Source organism: Streptomyces sp. NPDC058741 (assembly GCF_042746715.1).
Lineage (GTDB): Bacteria > Actinomycetota > Actinomycetes > Streptomycetales > Streptomycetaceae > Streptomyces.
On record NZ_JBHYQH010000005.1, the window covers coordinates 134,825 to 153,024 of the forward strand.

Genomic DNA, 18,200 nt, shown 5'->3' on the forward strand with positions numbered 1-18,200 from the left:
AGACAGCCCCGCATGCGGAAGATACTCGTCGTCGGAGCCGGCCAGTCCGGCCTCCAGATCGCTCTCGGCCTCCAGTCCCAGGGGTACGAGGTCACCCTCATGTCCAACCGGACGGCGGACGAGATCCGCACCGGCCGGGTCATGTCCACGCAGTGCATGTTCCACACGGCCCTGCAGCACGAGCGCGATCTCCAGCTGAACTTCTGGGAGTCCCAGGCCCCGAAGATCGAAGGACTCGGCGTCTCGGTCGCCGCCCCCGGCTCCTGGGCCGAGGGCCCCGCCGCCCGCGCCATCGACTGGCTGGGCCGCCTCGACGGACACGCGCAGTCCATCGACCAGCGCGTGAAGATGGCCGGCTGGATGGAGACCTTCGCCCAGCGCGGCGGCCAGCTCGTCATCCACGGCGCCGCCGTCGGCGACCTCGACTACTTCTCCCGCACGTACGACCTGGTGCTGGTCGCGGCCGGCAAGGGCGAACTCGTGCAGATGTTCGCCCGCGACCCGGAGCGCTCCCCGTACAGCGAGCCGCAGCGCGCCCTGGCCGTCTCCTACGTCCACGGCCTCGGCCCGCGCCCCGAGCACCCCGGCACCGAAGCGGTCCGCTGCAACCTCGTGCCGGGCGTCGGCGAGATGTTCGTGATGCCGACCCTCACCACCTCCGGCCGCGCCGACATCCTGTTCTGGGAGGGCATACCCGGCGGCCCGCTCGACGTCTTCAACGGCGTCAAGGACCCGGCCGAGCACCTCTCCCTGACCCTGGAACTCATGGAGCGGTACCTGCCCTGGGAGTACGCGCGGGCCACCAAGGTCGAGCTGACCGACGCCGGCGGCACGCTGGCCGGGCGCTACGCCCCCACCGTCCGCAACCCGATCGGCCGCCTCCCCGGCGGCGGACTCGTGCTCGGCGCCGCCGACGTCGTCGTGGCCAACGACCCCATCACCGGCCAGGGCTCCAACTCGGCCTCCAAGTGCGCCGCGGCCTACATCGCCTCGATCGTCGAGCACGGGGACAAGCCGTTCGACGAGGAGTGGATGCGGGCCACCTTCGACCGCTACTGGCAGACCGCCCAGCACGTCACCAGGTGGACCAACACGATGCTCGCGCCGCCGCCGGAGCACGTGCTGAACCTCATCGGCGCCGCCGGTCAGCTCCAGCCGGTCGCCGACCGCTTCGCCAACGGCTTCGACAACCCGGCCGACTTCGAGAACTACTTCTACGACCCGGCCAGGACGCAGGCCTACCTGGCCGAGGTCTCCGGAGCCGCCTGACCCTCGTAGCCCTCGTAGCCCTCGTCCGGCCCGTCCATGGCGCCCTCGGGAAGCTCCGGCGGCTCGAACCGTCGCAGGGGCTCCCCGCCCGGGTCCGGGCGTACGGCGCCCAGGATCGGGTTGGCCGCGAGCGGTGACACCTTCACCCTCGCGCCCGGGCGGGGCGCCTGGACGACCATGCCGTCGCCGAGGTACAGCGCCACGTGCGTGGCCTTCGGGAAGTAGACGACCAGGTCCCCCGGGCGCAGCGCGCCCAGCGGAATCCGCCGCAGCCGCCTCCACTGCTCCTGACTGGTCCGGGGGATGGGCCTGCCCGCCGCCGCCCAGGCCTGCGAGGTCAGGCCGGAGCAGTCGTACGCCGCCGGGCCCTGCGCGCCCCATTCGTAGGGCTTGCCGAGCTGCCGCACGGCGTGGCGGACGGCGCGGCTGCCCTCGGCGGTCGGGCGGCGGATTCCGGTGCCGGGGTTCTTGCTGTCGATGTCGGTGTCGGTGACGCTGTCGGTGTCGCTCTCGCCTTCGCTGCGGGTGCCCTTGGCGGTGCCGGTGTCTGTGTCGCTGCGGGTGCCCTTGGCGGTGTCGGTGCGGGTACCGGTGTCGGTCCTGCTTTCGATTGCGTCGACGGCGCTGCTTCCCGGCGCGCCCGCCGCGAGGAACCTCTTCCCGGTCTTGCCGGTGCCCTTCTCCTCGAACGCGGCGAGTTCGCTGAGCCGGTCCTGGTCGAGGGAGGCGAGCAGGTCCTCCACGTCGTGCAGCCGCCCGCGGACCTCGTCCCGTTCCTTCTTGCGCCGTTCGGCGAGCGCGAGCTGCTTGTCCAGGGCCGCGCGGGCCTTGCGGGCCAGCCGGTCCGCCTCGCGCGCGTCGCCGGTGAGCCGGCCGACGGTGTCGGCCCGCTCCCGCGCCAGCCGGCCGATCACATGGCCCTGCTCGATCGCGTGCTGGGGGTCGCGGGCCAGGAGCAGACGCACGTACGGGGAGAGGTCGCTGCTGCTCTGGTACTGCTGGCGGGCCAGACGGCCGGCCGCGCCCCGGCTGTCGTGCAGGGAGAGCCGGGCCCGGGCGAGGGCGCGGTCCAGGCGGTCGGTCTCGTCGCGCTGCCTCGTGAGCCTCTCCTCGGTGGCGTTGTAGGCCGTGGTGGCCTTCTCGGCCTTCGTGTACAGCTCCTGAAGATCCGTCAGGAGGCCGGAGAGGGAGGCGTTCCGCGCCGCCGGGCCGGCCGGGTCGGGGGCCGCCGTGGCGGGGAGGGGTGTGGGGGCGAGGATCGTGGTGGCCGCCGTCGCCGCGATGCAGACCAGACGCACGAGCCTTGCTGACATGCCATCACCTCCGGTGAGGGGGCGGCTCTTTCGCCGCCGGACACTCGTGAGGATCAGGCGTGTGCGCGGGGTGCGCGCGGTGGGTGTGCGCGGTTCGGCGCAACGACGTCACCCGTCGGCGTCATCCGGCTTGCCGGGCGGCGTGGCGTCTGGCCTCGACCAGGGCCAGTTGAGCCGGCGGGGCGGGACGCCCTCGGGGGCGTACGCGTACTTCCAGCGGTTGGTCAGGCTGACCTTGCCCGGTCCCCGGGGGACGCGGCGGTAGACCAGGACCGTGGGCGGGCCGCCGGCCGGGTCCGGGACGGGGATGCGGTACGTCCTCGGCGGGTGGCCCGTGATGCCGAGCAGGACGGGCAGGACCCTGCCGTCCATGGGGCCGCCCTCGAAGGGGGTGTCTTCGCTCTTCACGGGATCAGTGTCGGACATCCTCGGCGAGGGCCACGACCAGGGCGTCGGTCTGCGGGTCGCGGCGGGCGGTGACCGTGAGCATGGCGACGAACTGTTCGACGAGCCAGTCGCGCAGCTCCTCGGCGGGCGGTTGCTTGTCCTCGTCGAGCCAGATGAGCGAGGACGCCTCCACGGCGGTGATCCACATGCGGATCGTCATCCGCAGGCGGGGGCCGGGGCCGGTGACGCCGAGGTGGCTGAGGATGTGCTCGGCGGCGACGCGGCGGACGCCGTCGACGATGGCGGTGGTGTGGGAGGTCTCCACGACGCTGCCGCCCTGGAGGAGGGCGCTGAAGCCGGTGTCGTGCTCGTCGACGAAGCGGAGGTAGCGGTCGACGGCGCGGGACAGGCGGGGGAGGAGAGGGCCTTCGCGGGGCTCGTCGAAGCAGTGCCGCAGTTCGTCGGCGGCGGAGCGCAGGGCGGCCTCGTAGAGCTGCTGCTTGCCGCCGGGGAAGTACCGGTAGACCAGGGGCCGCGACACCCCGGCCGCCTCCGCCACGTCGTCCAGGGACACGTCCTCCGGGGCGCGGTGCGCGAAGAGGTCCAGGGCGGCGGTGAGCAGCTGGCTGCGGCGCTCCTCGACGCTGAGTCGCCGGTAGGCGGGGGTGGGGGCGGCTGGTGTCATGTTCCGCAGCGTAATCGGGGGGTCGGGGGCTGCGTAGCGGAGTGGGGGGTCCTGGAGGGTGCCTGCGGCGGCCTGTGGCTCGTTCGGTGGGGGTGCGCGTTGCGCGTGCCGGCTTCGAGTGGGGCGGGGCCGCGTCGGGGGGTGTCCGTCCTCGGATTGGCGCGATGGACTTGCGTGTCGGCTGAGTGTTCGTTGACGCGCTGACCGCTGCGGGCGGGCTCCCCCCGGCACGTTCCCTTGCGCCGTCCGGCGGGTACGGGGCCGTGTGGGTGCGTGGCCGGGTGGTGAGACGTCGGGGCCCCACCCGGCCGCAACCGGGGGCACTGTGATGTGGGGTCAGGCCAGCAGGCCCGAGGACTTCCACAGGCGGCGGCCGACGCCGCGCAGGACGCCGATGTCGTCGAGGAAGTCGGTGAGCCGCTTGGAGCCGGTCTGCATGACCTCGCGGCGGTGGCCGCTCGCGCGGACCTGGGCGAGGGCCTCCCGCCTGTCGAGGCCGACGTTCGTGTAGACCTCCGGGTTCACGAACGCCACCGAGAAGACCCGGGCGAACTCTCCGGAGGTGATGCGGGTGAACTCCTGGGACCACTTAGGGGCCGTCACCATCTGGCGGCGCAGTTCCTCGCGGGCGTAGCGGACGTGGCGGGCCTCCTCCACGACGTGGATGCGGGTGACGCCGCGGACCAGGGTCTGGACGCGCTCGTCCGGGAAGGTCAGGCGCTGCATCCAGTCCAGGACCTCCTCGCCGAGCAGGGTCGCCGTGAAGGAACCCGGCGTGGTCGAGACGGTCTTGAACAGCCGGCCGAGGTGCTGGTGGGCGCGGCTGACCGGGTACCAGGGCGTGCCGCCGTGGGAGATCAGACGGGCGAACATCTTGGAGTGGCGGCACTCGTCCTCGATCTCGGTGAGTGCGTAGCGGACATGCGCGCTCGTCGCCGCCTTGTCGTAGATGTGCCGCACCAGCAGCTGCATCAGGATGATCTCGAACCAGATGCCGAGCGAGGCCAGGGCCGCCGCCTCGTGCTGGGAGAGCAGGATCCGCTGCTCCTCGCCCATCCGTTTCCAGATCGGGGTGTCGTACAGCGACACCAGCTCCGGCGGCCAGAACCACTTGCCCTCCTCGAAGGGGGCGTCCCAGTCCAGTTCTTTGTCGGGGTCGAAGGAGTGCTTGGCGGAGGAGTCGAGCAGCCGTTGGGCCACCTGCTCCCGGTCCTTGAGCAGACCGAGGGCATCGCGCAGGCCGTCGAGCGCGTCGGCTTCCGTCAGGGTCGTCATGGCTGCCCACCTCGTTGTGCACACGTCACTGTCCCTCTTATGAGACTACCTGTCAGTAAGCTCGTCAATCCCCCGCGCGCGACTGGTTGACCCGGTGTCTACCTCGTGTGGGCTGTGAACCGCGCCGACACCACGCCTCCTGGCAGTTCAGCCGGGGCGTCCTGGAGCCGGGCGACTCCGCTTCCGGCCCGTCGCGCCGGGCCGGTGTCACGAACCGGGCGTGCCGCCAGGCGACTTCAGTACCGCCTCCATCACCGCCCGGGCGATCGGAGCCGCGTCACCGGCGCCGCTGATGTTCCGCCGCTCCTCCTCCGCCTCCTCCACCACGACCGCCACCGCGACCCGCGCGGCCAGGTCGCGGTCGCCCTGGGCCCAGGAGACGAACCAGGCGTACGGGGTGCCGGTGTTGCCGAGGCCGTGCTGGGCGGTGCCGGTCTTGCCGCCCACCTTCGCGCCGCGGATCGCGGCCCGGCGGCCGCCGCCCTTCTCGACGACCTCCCGCATCAGCGCCCGCAGCCGTGCCGCGGTCGAGGGGGACATCGCCTGGCGCGCCGCTCGGGAGCCGGCGGTGGCGAGGATGCTGCCGCCCGGCCGGGTCGTGCGCTCCACCAGGTAGGGCTCGCGGACCTGGCCGCCGTTGGCCACGGCCGCCGCGACCATCGCCATCTGCAACGGCGTCGCACGGGTGTTGTACTGGCCGATCGAGGACAGGGCCAGCTGCGCCCGGTCCAGGGTGGTGTCGAAGACGGAGCGGGCCACCGGGAAGGGGACGCGCAGTCCCGCGTTGTCGAAGCCGAAGGCGCGGGCCGTGGCCCTCATGTCCCGCGCGCCCACCTCCACGCCGAGCTTGGCGAACACCGTGTTGCAGGACAGCGTGAAGGCCTTGCGCACGGAGGCGTTCCCGCAGCCCCGCGACGCGTTCTCCAGCCGGGTCCGGGTACCGGGCAGCGTGTAGGGGTCGGGGGAGTCGGTCGGCGCGTCCAGGTCGGTGACGACCCCGGCGTCCAGCGCGGCCGCCGCGGTGACGACCTTGAAGGTGGAGCCCGGCGGATACGTCTGCAGCGCCGCCCGGTTGAGCATCGGGCGGTCCTCGTCCGCGGTGAGGCGCGCCCAGGCCCGGGCCGCCGCCGCACCGTTCCCCGACAGCGGCTGCGGGTCGTAGGACGGGGTCGACACCAGGGCCAGGATCCGGCCGGTCGAGGGGTCCAGCGCCGCGACCGCCCCCTTGAGGCCGGTGAGTCCCTTGTACGCGGCCCGCTGCGCCGCCGGATCGAGCGTCGTGACGACGTCCCCGCCGGAGCTGCGCGCGCGGGTGAAGTCGCTCCACAGCGGGAACGGCGCGAGCATCGGGTCCGAACCGGACAGCACCCCGTCCTCGGTGTTCTCCAGGAGCGTCGTCCCGTACCGCTGGGAGGCGAAGCCGGTGACCGGCGCGTACAGCGGGCCGTCGGCGTAGGTCCTCTCGTAGCGCAGGTGCTCCCGGGTGTCCTTCGAGCCGGTCACGGGCCGGCCCCCGACCAGGATGTCGCCGCGCGGCTGCTCGTAACGGGCGATGTCCGGACGCCGGTTGGCGGGGTTGCGGTCGTATTGCGGGGCCTGGACGAGCTGGACGCGGGCGGCGTTCACCAGCAGGGCCACCAGCAGCAGCGCGCAGAAGACGCCGGCGTGCCGGATGTGCCGGGTCACCGGGTGTCCTGTCCGTCGTCCTGCCGCCGGGCCGAGTCGCTCACCCGGACCAGCAGGGCCACGATCGACCAGTTGGTGACCACCGACGAGCCGCCCTGCGCGAGGAACGGCATCGCCATGCCGGTCAGCGGGATCAGGCCGGTCACCCCGCCCGCGATCACGAACACCTGCAGCGCCACCAGCGAGGCGAGCCCGACCGCGAGCAGCCGGCCGAAGGGCTCGCGCAGGACGAGGCCCGCCCGGAAGCCCCGCTCCACCAGCAGCCCGTACAGGACGAAGATCGCGGACAGGCCCGCCAGGCCCAGCTCCTCACCGGCCGTGGCCAGGATGAAGTCCGACTTCACCGCGAAGCCGATGAGGAAGGAGTGGCCGAGCCCGAGGCCGGTGCCGAGGACACCGCCCTCGGCGAAGGCGAACAGCGACTGGGCGAGCTGGCCCGCTCCCTCCCCCGCCTCGATCGACGCGAACGGGTGCAGCCAGGTCTCGATCCTGCTGTGCACGTGCGGCTCCAGCCGGCCGACGGCGACCGCGCCCAGCGCCGCCAGCAGCAGCCCCAGGGCGATCCAGCCGGTGCGGCCGGTGGCGACGTAGAGCAGCACGACGAACAGGCCGAAGAAGAGCAGCGAGGTGCCCAGGTCGTGTTCCAGGATCAGCACGCCGACGCTCACCACCCAGACGGCGAGGATCGGGCCGAGGACCCGGCCGGTGGGGAACTGCAGCTTCCAGATCCTGCGGCCGGTGTAGGCGAGGGCGTTGCGGTTCGCGGCCAGGTACGCGGCGAAGAACACCGCCAGCAGCACCTTCGCGAACTCGCCCGGCTGGATGGAGAACCCGGCGATCCGGATCCAGAGCCGGGCCCCGTTCACCGCCGGGAACAGGATCGGCAGCGTGAGCAGCACCAGCGCGGCGACGACACACACGTACGTGTAGCGCTGGAGCACGCGGTGGTCGCGCAGCAGCAGGACGACCACGATGAACAGCGCGATCCCCAGCGTCGACCACACCAGCTGGGCCGGTGCCGCCCGGTCGCCCGGGGTCTGCAGGTCGAGCCGGTAGATGAGCACCAGGCCGAGGCCGTTGAGCAGCACGCCGATCGGCAGCGGCAGCGGGTCTGCGTGCGGGGCGCGCAGGCGCACCGCCAGATGGGCCAGCAGCGCGAGGACGCCGAGTCCGGCGCCGTAGCCGGCGGCGCCGGGCGGCACGGCGCCCTCCCGGGCCAGTCCCACGGCGCAGTAGCCGTACACCGACAGCAGGACGGCCAGGACGATCAGGGCGAGTTCGACCCCTCGGCGCCGGGGGAGGCGGCGGACGGCGGGCGCGGGCGGGTCCGCCGTCACCACGGTGATTCCGGCCTTGCTCATGTCCGGAACCTACCCAAACAGTGCGTCTCGTGCTGCTTTGGGTGACCGAGTGTCAGCACCAGCGTGGCGAGGGGCCGATGTTGTCGATGTGCCGCGCGGCGCCCCAGGCCCAGGTGCCGTCCGTGAGGAGGTACCAGAGGGGGTTGCCCTGCACGGTCTCGCCGCCCGTCTTGCAGAAGATGCTGACGACCTCGCCCTTGTGGGCGTACCGGATGATCTGCGAGCCGCGGTTCGGGGCGCTGCGCAGCGCCAGCGTCCGCGCCGTGACGACGCCCTTGTACAGGCCCTGGCGGCCGCCGTCGCCGCCGCCCTGGGAGTGGTGGCCGCCGTTGCCGCCGCTCGGGTCCTGGTGGTGGGCGCCGTTGCCGCCGCTCTGGGCGTGGTTGCCGTTGCCGTTGCCGCCGCTCCCGTCCCAGTCGTTCTGCGCGGCGGCGGGCGTGATGGCGGCCGCGGCGGCGAGGAGTCCGGCGGCGGTGATTATGGCGATACGGGAGCGCAGGGACATGAAAGTGACCTCCATGTGGGGGCGAAAGTGCCCGAGCTGACTTACCGCCACATTAGGAGCGCCCCCCGGGCCCCGCTTCCCACACTGGGCCATAGGAGGAGCCGCCCCGGACCCTCACTCCACCGGCAGGCGCAGCGTCGCCACGGCCCCGCCGTCCGGGGCGTTGGCGAACACCAGCCGCGCCCCCAGCACCTCCGCCTGGCCCAGCGCGATGGTCAGCCCGAGCCCGTGCCACCGGGACCCGTCCCTCCGAGCGGAACCGCTGCGGCCCGTGTGCGACCAGGTACTCCGGGAAGCCGTCCCCGTGATCGCGGACCGTGACCACCGGCCCGTCCACGGTCAGCACCACCGGACCCCGCCCGTGCTGGTGCGCGTTGGCCACGAGGTTCCCCAGCACCCGCTCCAGCCGCCGCCGGCCCGTCTCCACCGACACGTCCCGGACGACCTCGACCCGCGTGCCCTTCCCGGCCGCCCGCACCACCCGCCCGGCGAGCGGCCCCAGCCGCTCCGCTTCCAGCTCCAGCCGCTCGGTGCCCGTGTCCAGCCGGGAGATCTCCATCAGGTCCTCCGTCAGCGTCCGCAGCGCCGACACCCGGTCGCGCACCAGCTCCGTCGGCCGCCCCGGCGGCAGCAGTTCGGACGCCGCCTGCAGCCCGGTCGGCGGGGTCCGCAGCTCGTGCGCCACGTCCGCCGTGAACCGCTGCTCGGCGAACAGCCTGCCCTGCAGCGACGCCGCCATGGAGTCCAGCGCGGCGGCGACCGCGGCCACCTCGTCCTGCGGGACCTGCCTTCGAGGACGTCCGCGCGGCGGACGCCTCGCCCGCGGCCGCGTACGGGGGTCGTTCACGCGCGCGTCCAGATCGCCCGCGCTGATCCGCCGGGCCACCAGCGCGGTGGTGCGCAGCCGCCGCGTCACCCGGGTCACCGCGAACGCGCCGACCAGCAGCGTCGGCCCGATCGCCAGACCCGACGACCACAGGATGGCCCGGTCCAGGCCGTCGATGGTCCGCGCCTGCTGCGCGTGGTCCAGCGCCACCGCCAGGGGCCGGCCGCCGTCGACGGGCCCCGCCTCCCACATGGTCGGGCGCCCCTCCAGGTCGCCGACCATCGTGCCTCGCTCCCCGCCCACCGCCAGGTCCCGCAGCGACCGGGGCAGCCCCGGGGGATCCACCCCCGCGCCCGGCCGGAGCGCGTGCCCGGCCTCGTACCGCTCCGTCTCCTGCGCCAGCCGCTGCAACGCCAGGCCGCGGGCCTCGCCGACGGTCTGGTCGGATCACCCGCACGTGCACCAGGACGCCGAGCAGAGCCGCCGGGGCGCAGCACATCACCGCGATGAAGACGGCGGCCTTCACGGCGAGGGTCCCCGACCACCGGGGGAGCGCGGGTCTCATCCGGTGCCCGCGGACGGGGAGACGGAGGGCCGGGCGGTGGGGGAGGCGGCGGTGGGGGAGGAGGCGGAGGCGGAGGGGCGGGCCCCGGGGTGCCGGGCGTGGTCGTGCGGGCCGGTGCGGAGCATCTCGTCGTGGGTGAGGAACATGGCCCGCTGGTCCCGGTCCCAGGTCCACTGCAGGCGGTACTCGTAGCCCGCGACCTCGGAGGGCGAGCGGACGACCAGCGAGCGGCCCGCCAGCTCCACGCCGCTCAGCGCGTCCTCCCAGGTCATCACCTGCACGAGCCGGTGCCTGTCGACGGTGTAGACGCGCACGGCCGTGGTCTTGCCCGCCAACAGCCTGAAGCCCGGCGTCAGGTCGTCGCGGCCGTCGCCGGTCAGGTCCCGGTAGTACGGCCGGAGCACCGGGCACGTGCCGTGTTCCGGGCCCTCGGCGCAGTCGTCCATCCGGCGTGCGGTCTCGCGGTGGGGCCCCTTGTCGCCGGCGTAGCCGTCCGGGTCGGCGGCGATCTGCGCCCGGACGATCGCGACCGGGTCCACCCGGCGGATGTCGTCGCCGGCGGGCACCTCGACGCCCTTGACCACCTCGGTGTTCACCTCGCCGATCTCGAACGCCGGACTGGACGCCGGCGTCAGCCCCGGCCAGAGCCGGGCCGGTCCCCCCGCCGTCGGAGTCGCCCCGCGCCCTCCAGCCCTCCGGCGTCACCGCAGCCGACGGCGGCCGCCAGCAGCAGCACGGCGACGGCGGCACGACGGGCGGCGACTGCGGCACGGCCGGTGGCAGCGGTGGCGCGGCGGGTGGCAGCGGCGGGGCGTCCGGTGGCAGTGGCGGGGTGGTGTGCGCGGAGGCCGGGCCGGTGTGCGCGGGGACCGGTGCGGCTGCGGGACACTGCACTCCTGCGGTTCGTCGGACGATCACACGGCTCGGACGCGACCGCCGGCCGTGTACACCATATTCGCGGGGACGTCCCATTTGGGCGAGAGGGTTCGCGGGGACGTCCCCTTCGGCTGGGAGGGTTCGCGGGGACGTCCCACTGGGCTGGGAGGGTTCGCGGGGACGTCCCACTGGGACGGGAGGGCTTCCGTGCGCCGTCTACTCGGCGAGCTCCTCCAGCAGCCGGGCCGTGGTCAGCCCGGCCCGCAGGTACGCGACGAACAGGTCGTTGTGCAGCGCCCAGGGCGAGCGGCTCCCCCGGATCAGACGGATCGCCGCGTCGGCGGAACTGCCCCGGCGCATCAGCGCGTGCGCGACGACGAGGCCCGAGCGGTTGTAGCCGTGGAAGCAGCGCACGAGGACCCTGCGGCCCTCGTCCAGCGCCTCGCACGCGGCGTCGGCCAGCCGGATCACCCCGGCCAGTTGGGTCCCGTCCAGCGGCCCGTCCGGGATCGGCCAGACGTGGTGCGGGACGCCCGGGTCGGGCCCGTGCCCCGGCAGCCGCAGCAGTGTCTGCACGAGGTCGAACTCGTCCCGTACGACGGCGGACTCCACACCGCCCGAGGACCCCGCGAACTCGTGCCCGCCCATCCACAGGCCGGGGACGACCTCGCTCCACGGGCTCCGCGGAGCCGGTACGTCGGCCTTCCCGCGTGTTCGCAACGGCGCCTCCCCGGCATCACCGCCCGAGGGCCCGCCTCCGGCGCTCCGACCTGGCACGCCGCCCCGCTCCACCCGATTCGCGGGGCAGGCCCGGCTCTCTCCAAAATAGCCGGGTTCTTGCCCCCGCAGCACCCCTCCTGTTCCCATGGTCAGGGGTGATGCCGCATGGACGGACTGCGCGTCGTACCGGCCTACAGGCACGGCCAGGAGCGCCTCTACGTCTGCCTTCCGGACGGCAGGAACATCGCCTGGTACGACCGTGAGGCGGCCCGGGTGAACCTCCTCGGGGAGGACCACGAGGCCGAGGTTCTGCAGGCCCTCCGCCCGTTCATCACCGGCCCCGTGGAGGTGGGACCGCCCCCGGTGCCGACGTCCGCCGAACTCGCCCGGATGACCCTCCACCCCGACGACGATCTCGCCCCCAACCGCCCCGGCGAGGCCCTGCTCGTCGCTCTCGACCGCGACCCCGGCCCGCCCCGGAGGCTGCGCCCCGACCCGCGCCGCCGGGCCCTGGCGGCCGAGCAGGCGATCGGGGACGCCCTGGACCGCCTGGACGGCGCCGGCTGGCACGCCCTGCACTCCGTGCCGCTCCCCGGCGGCGACCGCATCCACCACCTGCTCATCGGCCCGGGCGGCCTCTACGCCGTCCACACCCTGTACGCCCGCAAGCACCGCGTGACCGTCTCCGACCCCGTGGTCGCCCTCGGCCGCCGCGACCCCTACCCCCTGCTCCGCCGCGTCCGTTCCGACGCCGCCCGCGCCTCCCACGCCCTGACGGCCGAGGTCCGCCCGGTGCTCGCCCTGCTGGCCCCGGCGAGCGTCTCGACACCCGCCGCCCCCCGCGACGTCCGCATCCTCACCGACACGGACCTGGACGCCCTGTCCCGCCAGGGCGGCCTCCTTAAACCGGCGGACGTGCAGGCCCTGCACGCGATGGCGAGGGACCGGAACACCTGGGCCCGGGTGTGAGCGAAGCGCGGAGTGTGCCGCAGGTCCACGGCTGCGGCCGGCTCCGCTCATGACCCCGGCCGTGGCTGTGACCGCGATGTCGTCACCGGTTCCGGCTTCGGCTGTGGTTCCGGCTCCGGCTTCGGGTACGGCTCCGGCTCCGGCTCCTGCTTCGGGTACGGCTCCGGCTCCGGCTCCTGCTTCGGCTGTGGCTCCGGCCGTGCCCCGGCTTCGGCTGGCTGGGGATACGGCTGGCTGGGGATACGGCTGCCGATCCGCATACCGCTGCGGCTAGGGGAGTTTCCCGGCCCGCTTCCTGTCGAGCAGCGGCGCGAGCAGGTCGCCGTGGCCCCGCACGCGTGCGGCGATGTCACAGGCGTGGACGTCCAGGTCGCCCGGCGCGCGGCACTCCTCGATCTCCTCCCAGGTCACCGGCGCGGAGACGGTCGGCTCCGCGCGGGCCCGCAAGGTGTAGGGCGCCGCCGTGGTCTTGCGGGCGGCGTTCTGGCTCCAGTCGACGAAGACCTTCCCTGGGCGCAGACTGCGCGTCATCCGGTGCAGGGCCAGCCGTGGCATGGCCTTCTCCGCCTCCACGGCGAGCTCCTTGGCGTACTCGGACACCTGCTCGGACGACGCCCCGCGCACGGCGGCGAGCAGATGCAGTCCCTTGGAGCCGGACGTCTTGCCGTAGGCCTCGATCCCGTCGCCGGCGAGCCGCTCCCGCAGCCACAGCGCCACCTCGCAGCACTGCACGATGCTCGCCGGCGCTCCCGGATCGAGGTCGAAGACGATCCGGTCGGCCTCCTCCGGGGCGTCCACGAGCCACTGGTGGGTGTGGAACTCGGTGACCAGGTTCGCCGACCACATCAGGCTCGGCAGGTCCTGCACCAGCACCATCCGGGAGGGTCCCTCGACCCGCGGCACCTCCGCGGTGGTGACCCACTCGGGCGTACCCGGAGGCACGTTCTTGGTGAAGAACAGCTGCCCGTCCGGACCGTCCGGATACCGCAGGAACGACACGGCCCGGTCCCGCAGATGCGGCAGCAGGGCGTCGGCGACGGTCGCGTAGTAGTGCAGCACCTCCCCCTTGGTGAAGCCGCTGCCGGGATACAGCACCTTCTCCAGATTGCTGAGCGCGAGCCGTCGCCCCTCCACCTCCGTGATAGGCGCCATACGATAAGAATCCCACGCAAACCACAACGAAAACTCCCGAGCGTGATCGGAAGGGTGCTGCACGTGAGATCCATTTGGAACGGCGCCATCTCGTTCGGCCTGGTCAGCATCCCGATCAAGCTGGTGAACGCCACCGAGAGCCACTCGATCTCCTTCCGCCAGATCCACACCGAGGACGGCGGCCGCATCCGCTACCGCAAGTTCTGCGAGCTGGAGGACCGCGAGGTCACCCAGGGGGAGATCGGCAAGGGCTACGAGGACGCGGACGGCACGATCATCCCGATCACCGAGGACGACCTGTCCAGCCTGCCGATCCCCACGGCCAAGACGATCGAGATCGTCGCCTTCGTGCCGGCCGACCGGATCGACCCGCTCCAGATGGACGCCGCGTACTACCTCCAGGCCAGCGGCGCACCCGCCGCGAAGCCGTACACCCTCCTGCGCGAGGCCCTCAAGCGCAGCAACAAGGTGGCGATCGCCAAGTTCGCCCTGCGCGGCCGGGAGCGGCTCGGCATGCTCAGGGTGGTCGGCGACGCCATCGCCATGCACGGCCTGCTGTGGCCCGACGAGGTCCGCGCCCCCGAGGGACTGGCCCCCGACGCGAACGTCACGGTCCGCGACAAGGAGCTGGACCTGGCGGACGCGCTGATGGACACGCTCGGCGAGGTCGACCTGGAGGACCTGCACGACGAGTACCGGGAGGCCGTCGAGGAGGTCATCGCCGCCAAGGCAGCCGGCGAGTCCCTGCCCCAGGCCCCGGAACCCGCGGCGGGCGGCAAGGTCCTGGACCTGATGGCGGCGCTGGAGAACAGCGTCCGCGCGGCCCGCGAGTCCCGCGGGGAGGAGGCCGAGGACCACGCCGAGGTCACGTCGCTGCCCCAGCGCAAGACGACGTCCCGCGCGGCTCCCAAGCAGACCGGCGGCAAGAAGTCGACGTCCACGGCGAAGAAGACGGCGGCCAAGAAGACGACCGCCTCGTCGGCCGCGTCGTCGAAGAAGTCGACGGCCAAGTCAGCCCAGGGCACGAAGAAGACGGCGGCCAAGAAGACCACCGCGAAGAAGTCGACGTCCCGCAAGCGCTCGGCCTGACCCCGCCACCTCCTTCTCGAAGAGCACCTGCCGCGCCGGGGCCGGGGCCGCGGACTGGGCCGCCCCCGCCCGGGTACCCGGCGCCGGACGACCGGAGCCGACCGCGGAGCGGAGGGGCCCGATGCCGCACCCCATGAACGGCCGCACTCAGGACGACGCGCTCGACATCCACTTCATCGGAAACGCGACCGTCCTGCTGTCGCAGGGCCCGCTCACCCTGCTCACGGACCCGAACTTCCTGCACCGCGGGCAGTACGCCTACCTCGGTCCCGGGCTGCTGAGTCGCCGCCTGACCGAGAGCCTACGATCGACTGGCACGACCTCCCGCGCCTCGACGGCATCGTCCTGTCGCACCTGCACGGGGACCGCTGGGACCGCCGCGCCCGCCGGCACCTCGACCACACGGTGCCGATCCTGACCACACCGCATGCGGCCCGCCGCCTCAAGATCGCGCACGGCTTCCCCGCACGGCGGGGCTGCGCACCTGGCGCTGGCTCACCCCTCCAGCGCGACGGAAGGCAGGTCACGGTCACGGCCCTGCCCGGCCGCCACGCCGGCCACGCGGTACTGCGCAGGCTCCTGCCGCCGGTGATGGGCAGCATGCTGGAGCCGCATGCGGGCCCGGCCGGCGGCCCGCCCCGCATGCGGCTGTACATCTCGGGCGACACGGTCCTCCACGACGGCCTCGACGAGATCACCGAGCGCTTCCCGGCCGCCGACCTGGCCGTAGTCCGTCTGGGCGGAACCACGCTCCCCGGCGGCTTCGTGGTCACCATGGACGGCGCCCAGGGCGCGGAACTGGCCCGCCGACCGGCCCCCCCGCCCTGCCGATCCACTACGGCCACTACACGGTGATGCGCGCACCGCTCTCCGCGTTCCTGACGGGGGCGGACCGCGTCGGCCTGGGGGACCGCATCGTCCACTGCGGCCACGGCGATGCACGCCCGCGTGTCCGCTGAGCCGGGGGCGGTCCCGAAGGCCTACTGACCCCGGCTGCCAGAGGTACACCGGCAGGGGCGGTCCAACGGCCCCGGCCCGTGTACTCCTGACACCTCCGACAGCCCCCTCACCGCCCGTCACCGAGCGGGGAGAGGAACCCGGGGAATCCGGGCCCGGTGGCCTGGCCGTCCCCTCCCCCCTGGCGGCGCACCACCGCTCACGCCACCCGCCGTTCCTCCTGCTCGGGCTCCTCCTCGTCCGGCAGGTGGACGTCGTCGACGGCGATGTTGACCTCCACGACCTCCAGACCGGTCATCCGCTCGATCGCGTTGACGACATTGGTCCGCACATCCGCGGCGGTGTCGACGATGGCGGCGCCGTACTCGATGACGACGTCCAGATCGACGGCGGCCTGACGCTCGCCGACCTCCACCTTCACGCCCTGCGTGACACCGGTGCCCGTGCCGGGCACGCGCTGGCGCACGGCACCGAAGGCCCTGGTCATCCCGGCGCCGAGGTTGTGCACCTCGGGGATCTCCCGGGCGGCCATGCCCGCGATCTTCGCCACGACCGTATCCGCGATCGCGGTGTTCCCCCGGGTCTCCGGCGAGCCCTTGCGGCCGCCCTGCGATCCGGCCCCGTCCGGGGTGGTCCTGCGCTGAGTGGTTTCCGTCATGACCGTCACCTCGATGGTGGGTGAGGGGGTGAGCAGCGTCGTTCTTCTCCACGGTAGAACAATGGGGCGTTTGCGGCACAAGTGGCGGAGCGTACACCCCGTCCGCCGGCACTCACTTGTGCCGAAGAGGATCAGGAACACACCCCGTACCGCCATGACCCAGCCCGGCCAGAAAAACCAAGCCCCGTGAACGCCCAGACCACGACGAGGAACGCGTTGATCGCGATATGGGTGAGCAGATCGGTGCGGAACTTCCGCTTCTTCTGCACCCGGGCCTTGGCCCGGTCGTACTCCGGTGACGTCCCGACGTGACTCATGCCGTCCCCCCCTCGGTGAGCTGCCGATGTCCCTTCCATCGTCCCGCCGCTGCCCGAGCACCGCACGGGGGCCGTTGGTCCCCTCCCACGGGATGTCACGGGTGCGGGGCGGCGAGCGCCTGCCGGTACAGGCGGTGGGCCCACACCTGCAGACCGAGGCTCGCCTCCACGTACGCGCGGGCGGCAGCCGTCCCCTCGCCGGCGTGCTCCCGGAGCCCCATGGCCCGGGAGTACCGCTGTCCGGCTTGCTCACGGACGACGCCGTACAACACGTCGACCAGCTCCTGCGCCGAGCCGGCGTCGAAGGCACGCCCGGCGGCCGGTATCACCGGCCCGACATCGGGCCCGGCCGGCTTCAGCCCGCAGTGCAACCGGAACCGCAGGCCGCACCGTTCTCCCCTCGGCCGTGAGCCGTGAGCGGAGGGGTTACCAGCAAGGTTGCGGATGCTCGACGGACATGGCCGTACTGCGACCCGCAGGAGGTGCCACGGCCCTGCTCCTGGTCCTTCACGAAGTCGTGGCCGCTCTCATGGCGGCCATGGGCGGCTCATCCGAACCATCGACTCAACCCACGCACAGTGGTTACAACGTGCCTTCGGGGTACTCGCCCGGTGAACGGTACGAAAGTGACATTTCGGAGGTAACCGGCATGGCAACCCCTCACAGTTCCGACATGGCAACGCACCCCGACATCATCGCCATGCGTGAACGCCACGAGATGGCCGAGCGCACCGCGAGTACTCCGAGGGCACAAGCCATCGAGACCATGGCCCTCCTCACAGGGCTGTACCTCGCGGCCTCGCCCTGGATCACGGGCTTCAACAACCTCTCCACCCTGGCGGTCACCAACCTGATCACCGGTATCGCGTACGCCCTTCTCATGAGCGGTGGCTTCGGCCGTGCCTACGACCGTGTACACAGCATGGCGTGGGCGGCGTGCGCGCTGAGTGTGTGGACGATCATTGCGCCGTGGGTCGTGGCCGGTGACGTCTCCACGACGAAGACCATCGTCAACAATGTCATCGTCGGAGTCATAGGACTCCTGACGGCCCTGACGGCCGCCGCGGCCGGTCGCCCGGCGGACCGCAACCCTGGAGCCTCCGGCCGCCCGTCCGCTCCCTGAGCCGGCGGGCGGAGCTGACCGGCCATCAGGGTAAAAACACCTCGACCTTGGGGAAGGTCAGTGAGGGCCGGAGGCTTGGTTCCCCTGGATGCGGCGGGCGCCTGACGGCTCGGATCCAGGGTTGCACCTCGGGCGACGCTTCAACATCCCCTCCACTGCCCGCCCGCGGGCCCCGTTCCCCGGCCGCCCCGAAAGGATCACGGCGGCCTCAACGCGAAGACCCCGTCCTCAGCGTTCTCGCTGGTGGCGGGGTCTTTCGGCACCTTCTTCGAGGTGCCCCCGGCAGGATTCGAACCTGCGCACACGGCTCCGGAGGCCGTCGACTTCCCGCGTGTTTTCGCAGGTCAGCGGCTTACTTGACAGGTTGTCAGGCCCGCCGTCCCGCGCATGTCCCGCGAGAATGAAAAAGCCCATTTTGCTCGCCTGATCCCTATCGTTCCCCGCGATAGTCGATCCATGCGCCATGA

General features: G+C 72.7%; 19 protein-coding genes, 1 tRNA gene and 1 pseudogene. 6 read left to right on the top strand and 15 right to left on the bottom strand.

What is annotated here, in order from left to right; translation table 11 throughout:
- The first annotated feature begins 12 nt into the window (after window positions 1-12).
- On the top strand, window positions 13-1,269 hold the full coding sequence (locus tag ACFW6P_RS06045) for a styrene monooxygenase/indole monooxygenase family protein (protein ID WP_386352128.1): 1,257 nt from the start codon (window positions 13-15) through the stop codon (window positions 1,267-1,269).
- Here the strand turns inward: ACFW6P_RS06045 and ACFW6P_RS06050 are convergent.
- From ACFW6P_RS06050 to ACFW6P_RS06095, 10 genes and pseudogenes are all read right to left on the bottom strand, one after another.
- On the bottom strand, window positions 1,239-2,582 hold the full coding sequence (locus ACFW6P_RS06050) for an NlpC/P60 family protein (protein ID WP_386352131.1): 1,344 nt from the start codon (window positions 2,580-2,582) through the stop codon (window positions 1,239-1,241). The genes ACFW6P_RS06045 and ACFW6P_RS06050 overlap by 31 nt on opposite strands.
- A 108-nt stretch (window positions 2,583-2,690) precedes the next feature.
- On the bottom strand, window positions 2,691-2,990 hold the full coding sequence (locus ACFW6P_RS06055) for a hypothetical protein (RefSeq protein ID WP_386352134.1): 300 nt from the start codon (window positions 2,988-2,990) through the stop codon (window positions 2,691-2,693).
- A 4-nt stretch (window positions 2,991-2,994) separates the two neighbouring features.
- On the bottom strand, window positions 2,995-3,654 hold the full coding sequence (locus tag ACFW6P_RS06060) for a TetR/AcrR family transcriptional regulator (protein WP_386352136.1): 660 nt from the start codon (window positions 3,652-3,654) through the stop codon (window positions 2,995-2,997).
- A 336-nt stretch (window positions 3,655-3,990) separates the two neighbouring features.
- On the bottom strand, window positions 3,991-4,929 hold the full coding sequence (locus tag ACFW6P_RS06065) for a diiron oxygenase (protein WP_386352139.1): 939 nt from the start codon (window positions 4,927-4,929) through the stop codon (window positions 3,991-3,993).
- A gap of 207 nt (window positions 4,930-5,136) precedes the next feature.
- A complete protein-coding gene (locus ACFW6P_RS06070) occupies window positions 5,137-6,615 on the bottom strand; it encodes a penicillin-binding transpeptidase domain-containing protein (protein WP_386352142.1) in 1,479 nt (492 codons plus the stop codon).
- On the bottom strand, window positions 6,612-7,976 hold the full coding sequence (locus tag ACFW6P_RS06075; RefSeq protein ID WP_386352145.1) for an FtsW/RodA/SpoVE family cell cycle protein: 1,365 nt from the start codon (window positions 7,974-7,976) through the stop codon (window positions 6,612-6,614). The genes ACFW6P_RS06070 and ACFW6P_RS06075 overlap by 4 nt, the downstream gene beginning before the upstream one ends.
- 52 nt (window positions 7,977-8,028) lie before the next feature.
- On the bottom strand, window positions 8,029-8,496 hold the full coding sequence (locus ACFW6P_RS06080) for an SH3 domain-containing protein (RefSeq protein WP_386352148.1): 468 nt from the start codon (window positions 8,494-8,496) through the stop codon (window positions 8,029-8,031).
- A 37-nt stretch (window positions 8,497-8,533) separates the two neighbouring features.
- Entirely contained in the window at window positions 8,534-9,718 is a 1,185-nt protein-coding gene (locus tag ACFW6P_RS06085; RefSeq protein ID WP_386352150.1) for a histidine kinase dimerization/phospho-acceptor domain-containing protein, read from the bottom strand.
- A 150-nt stretch (window positions 9,719-9,868) separates the two neighbouring features.
- Window positions 9,869-10,608 (bottom strand): annotated as a pseudogene (locus ACFW6P_RS06090) (hypothetical protein).
- Between the two features lie 356 nt (window positions 10,609-10,964).
- Entirely contained in the window at window positions 10,965-11,468 is a 504-nt protein-coding gene (locus tag ACFW6P_RS06095) for a protein phosphatase (RefSeq protein WP_386352152.1), read from the bottom strand.
- Window positions 11,469-11,633: 165 nt separating this feature from the next.
- On the opposite strand from ACFW6P_RS06095, the gene ACFW6P_RS06100 reads away from it, so the two are divergent.
- Window positions 11,634-12,437 (top strand): nuclease-related domain-containing protein, encoded by an 804-nt coding sequence (locus ACFW6P_RS06100; RefSeq protein ID WP_386352155.1) that lies wholly within the window; start codon window positions 11,634-11,636, stop codon window positions 12,435-12,437.
- Window positions 12,438-12,707: 270 nt separating this feature from the next.
- On the opposite strand, the gene ligD is transcribed toward ACFW6P_RS06100, so the two are convergent.
- Window positions 12,708-13,589 carry a non-homologous end-joining DNA ligase gene (gene ligD / locus ACFW6P_RS06105; protein WP_386352157.1) on the bottom strand — a complete coding sequence of 294 codons (882 nt, stop codon included), beginning with the start codon at window positions 13,587-13,589 and terminating at the stop codon, window positions 12,708-12,710.
- A 54-nt stretch (window positions 13,590-13,643) separates the two neighbouring features.
- On the opposite strand from ligD, the gene ACFW6P_RS06110 reads away from it, so the two are divergent.
- The 3 genes from ACFW6P_RS06110 (at window position 13,644) to ACFW6P_RS06120 (ending at window position 15,533) form a co-directional block, all read left to right on the top strand.
- Window positions 13,644-14,678, top strand: a complete 1,035-nt coding sequence (locus ACFW6P_RS06110; RefSeq protein WP_386423057.1) for a Ku protein — start codon at window positions 13,644-13,646, stop codon at window positions 14,676-14,678.
- Between the two features lie 133 nt (window positions 14,679-14,811).
- The gene (locus ACFW6P_RS06115) at window positions 14,812-15,096 is read left to right on the top strand and encodes a hypothetical protein (protein ID WP_386423024.1); all 285 of its coding nucleotides are present in this window, start codon (window positions 14,812-14,814) and stop codon (window positions 15,094-15,096) included.
- On the top strand, window positions 15,024-15,533 hold the full coding sequence (locus ACFW6P_RS06120) for an MBL fold metallo-hydrolase (RefSeq protein WP_386423059.1): 510 nt from the start codon (window positions 15,024-15,026) through the stop codon (window positions 15,531-15,533). The genes ACFW6P_RS06115 and ACFW6P_RS06120 overlap by 73 nt, the downstream gene beginning before the upstream one ends.
- Window positions 15,534-15,834: 301 nt before the next feature.
- Here ACFW6P_RS06120 and ACFW6P_RS06125 read toward each other — a convergent pair whose 3' ends face one another.
- The 3 genes from ACFW6P_RS06125 to ACFW6P_RS06135 form a co-directional block, all read right to left on the bottom strand.
- A complete protein-coding gene (locus ACFW6P_RS06125; protein ID WP_386352165.1) occupies window positions 15,835-16,293 on the bottom strand; it encodes an Asp23/Gls24 family envelope stress response protein in 459 nt (152 codons plus the stop codon).
- A gap of 131 nt (window positions 16,294-16,424) precedes the next feature.
- Window positions 16,425-16,610, bottom strand: coding sequence for a 2TM domain-containing protein (locus ACFW6P_RS06130; protein WP_386423026.1), 186 nt, complete (start codon window positions 16,608-16,610; stop codon window positions 16,425-16,427).
- 95 nt (window positions 16,611-16,705) lie between these two features.
- The gene (locus ACFW6P_RS06135; protein WP_386352171.1) at window positions 16,706-16,981 is read right to left on the bottom strand and encodes a DUF6448 family protein; all 276 of its coding nucleotides are present in this window, start codon (window positions 16,979-16,981) and stop codon (window positions 16,706-16,708) included.
- A 302-nt stretch (window positions 16,982-17,283) separates the two neighbouring features.
- Between ACFW6P_RS06135 and ACFW6P_RS06140 the strand changes: the two genes are divergently transcribed.
- Window positions 17,284-17,733: an SPW repeat protein gene (locus tag ACFW6P_RS06140; RefSeq protein ID WP_386352174.1), complete on the top strand. Its 450-nt coding sequence runs from the start codon at window positions 17,284-17,286 to the stop codon at window positions 17,731-17,733.
- Between the two features lie 274 nt (window positions 17,734-18,007).
- Here ACFW6P_RS06140 and ACFW6P_RS06145 read toward each other — a convergent pair.
- Window positions 18,008-18,106: transfer RNA gene (locus ACFW6P_RS06145), tRNA-Arg, on the bottom strand.
- Window positions 18,107-18,200: the final 94 nt, after the last annotated feature.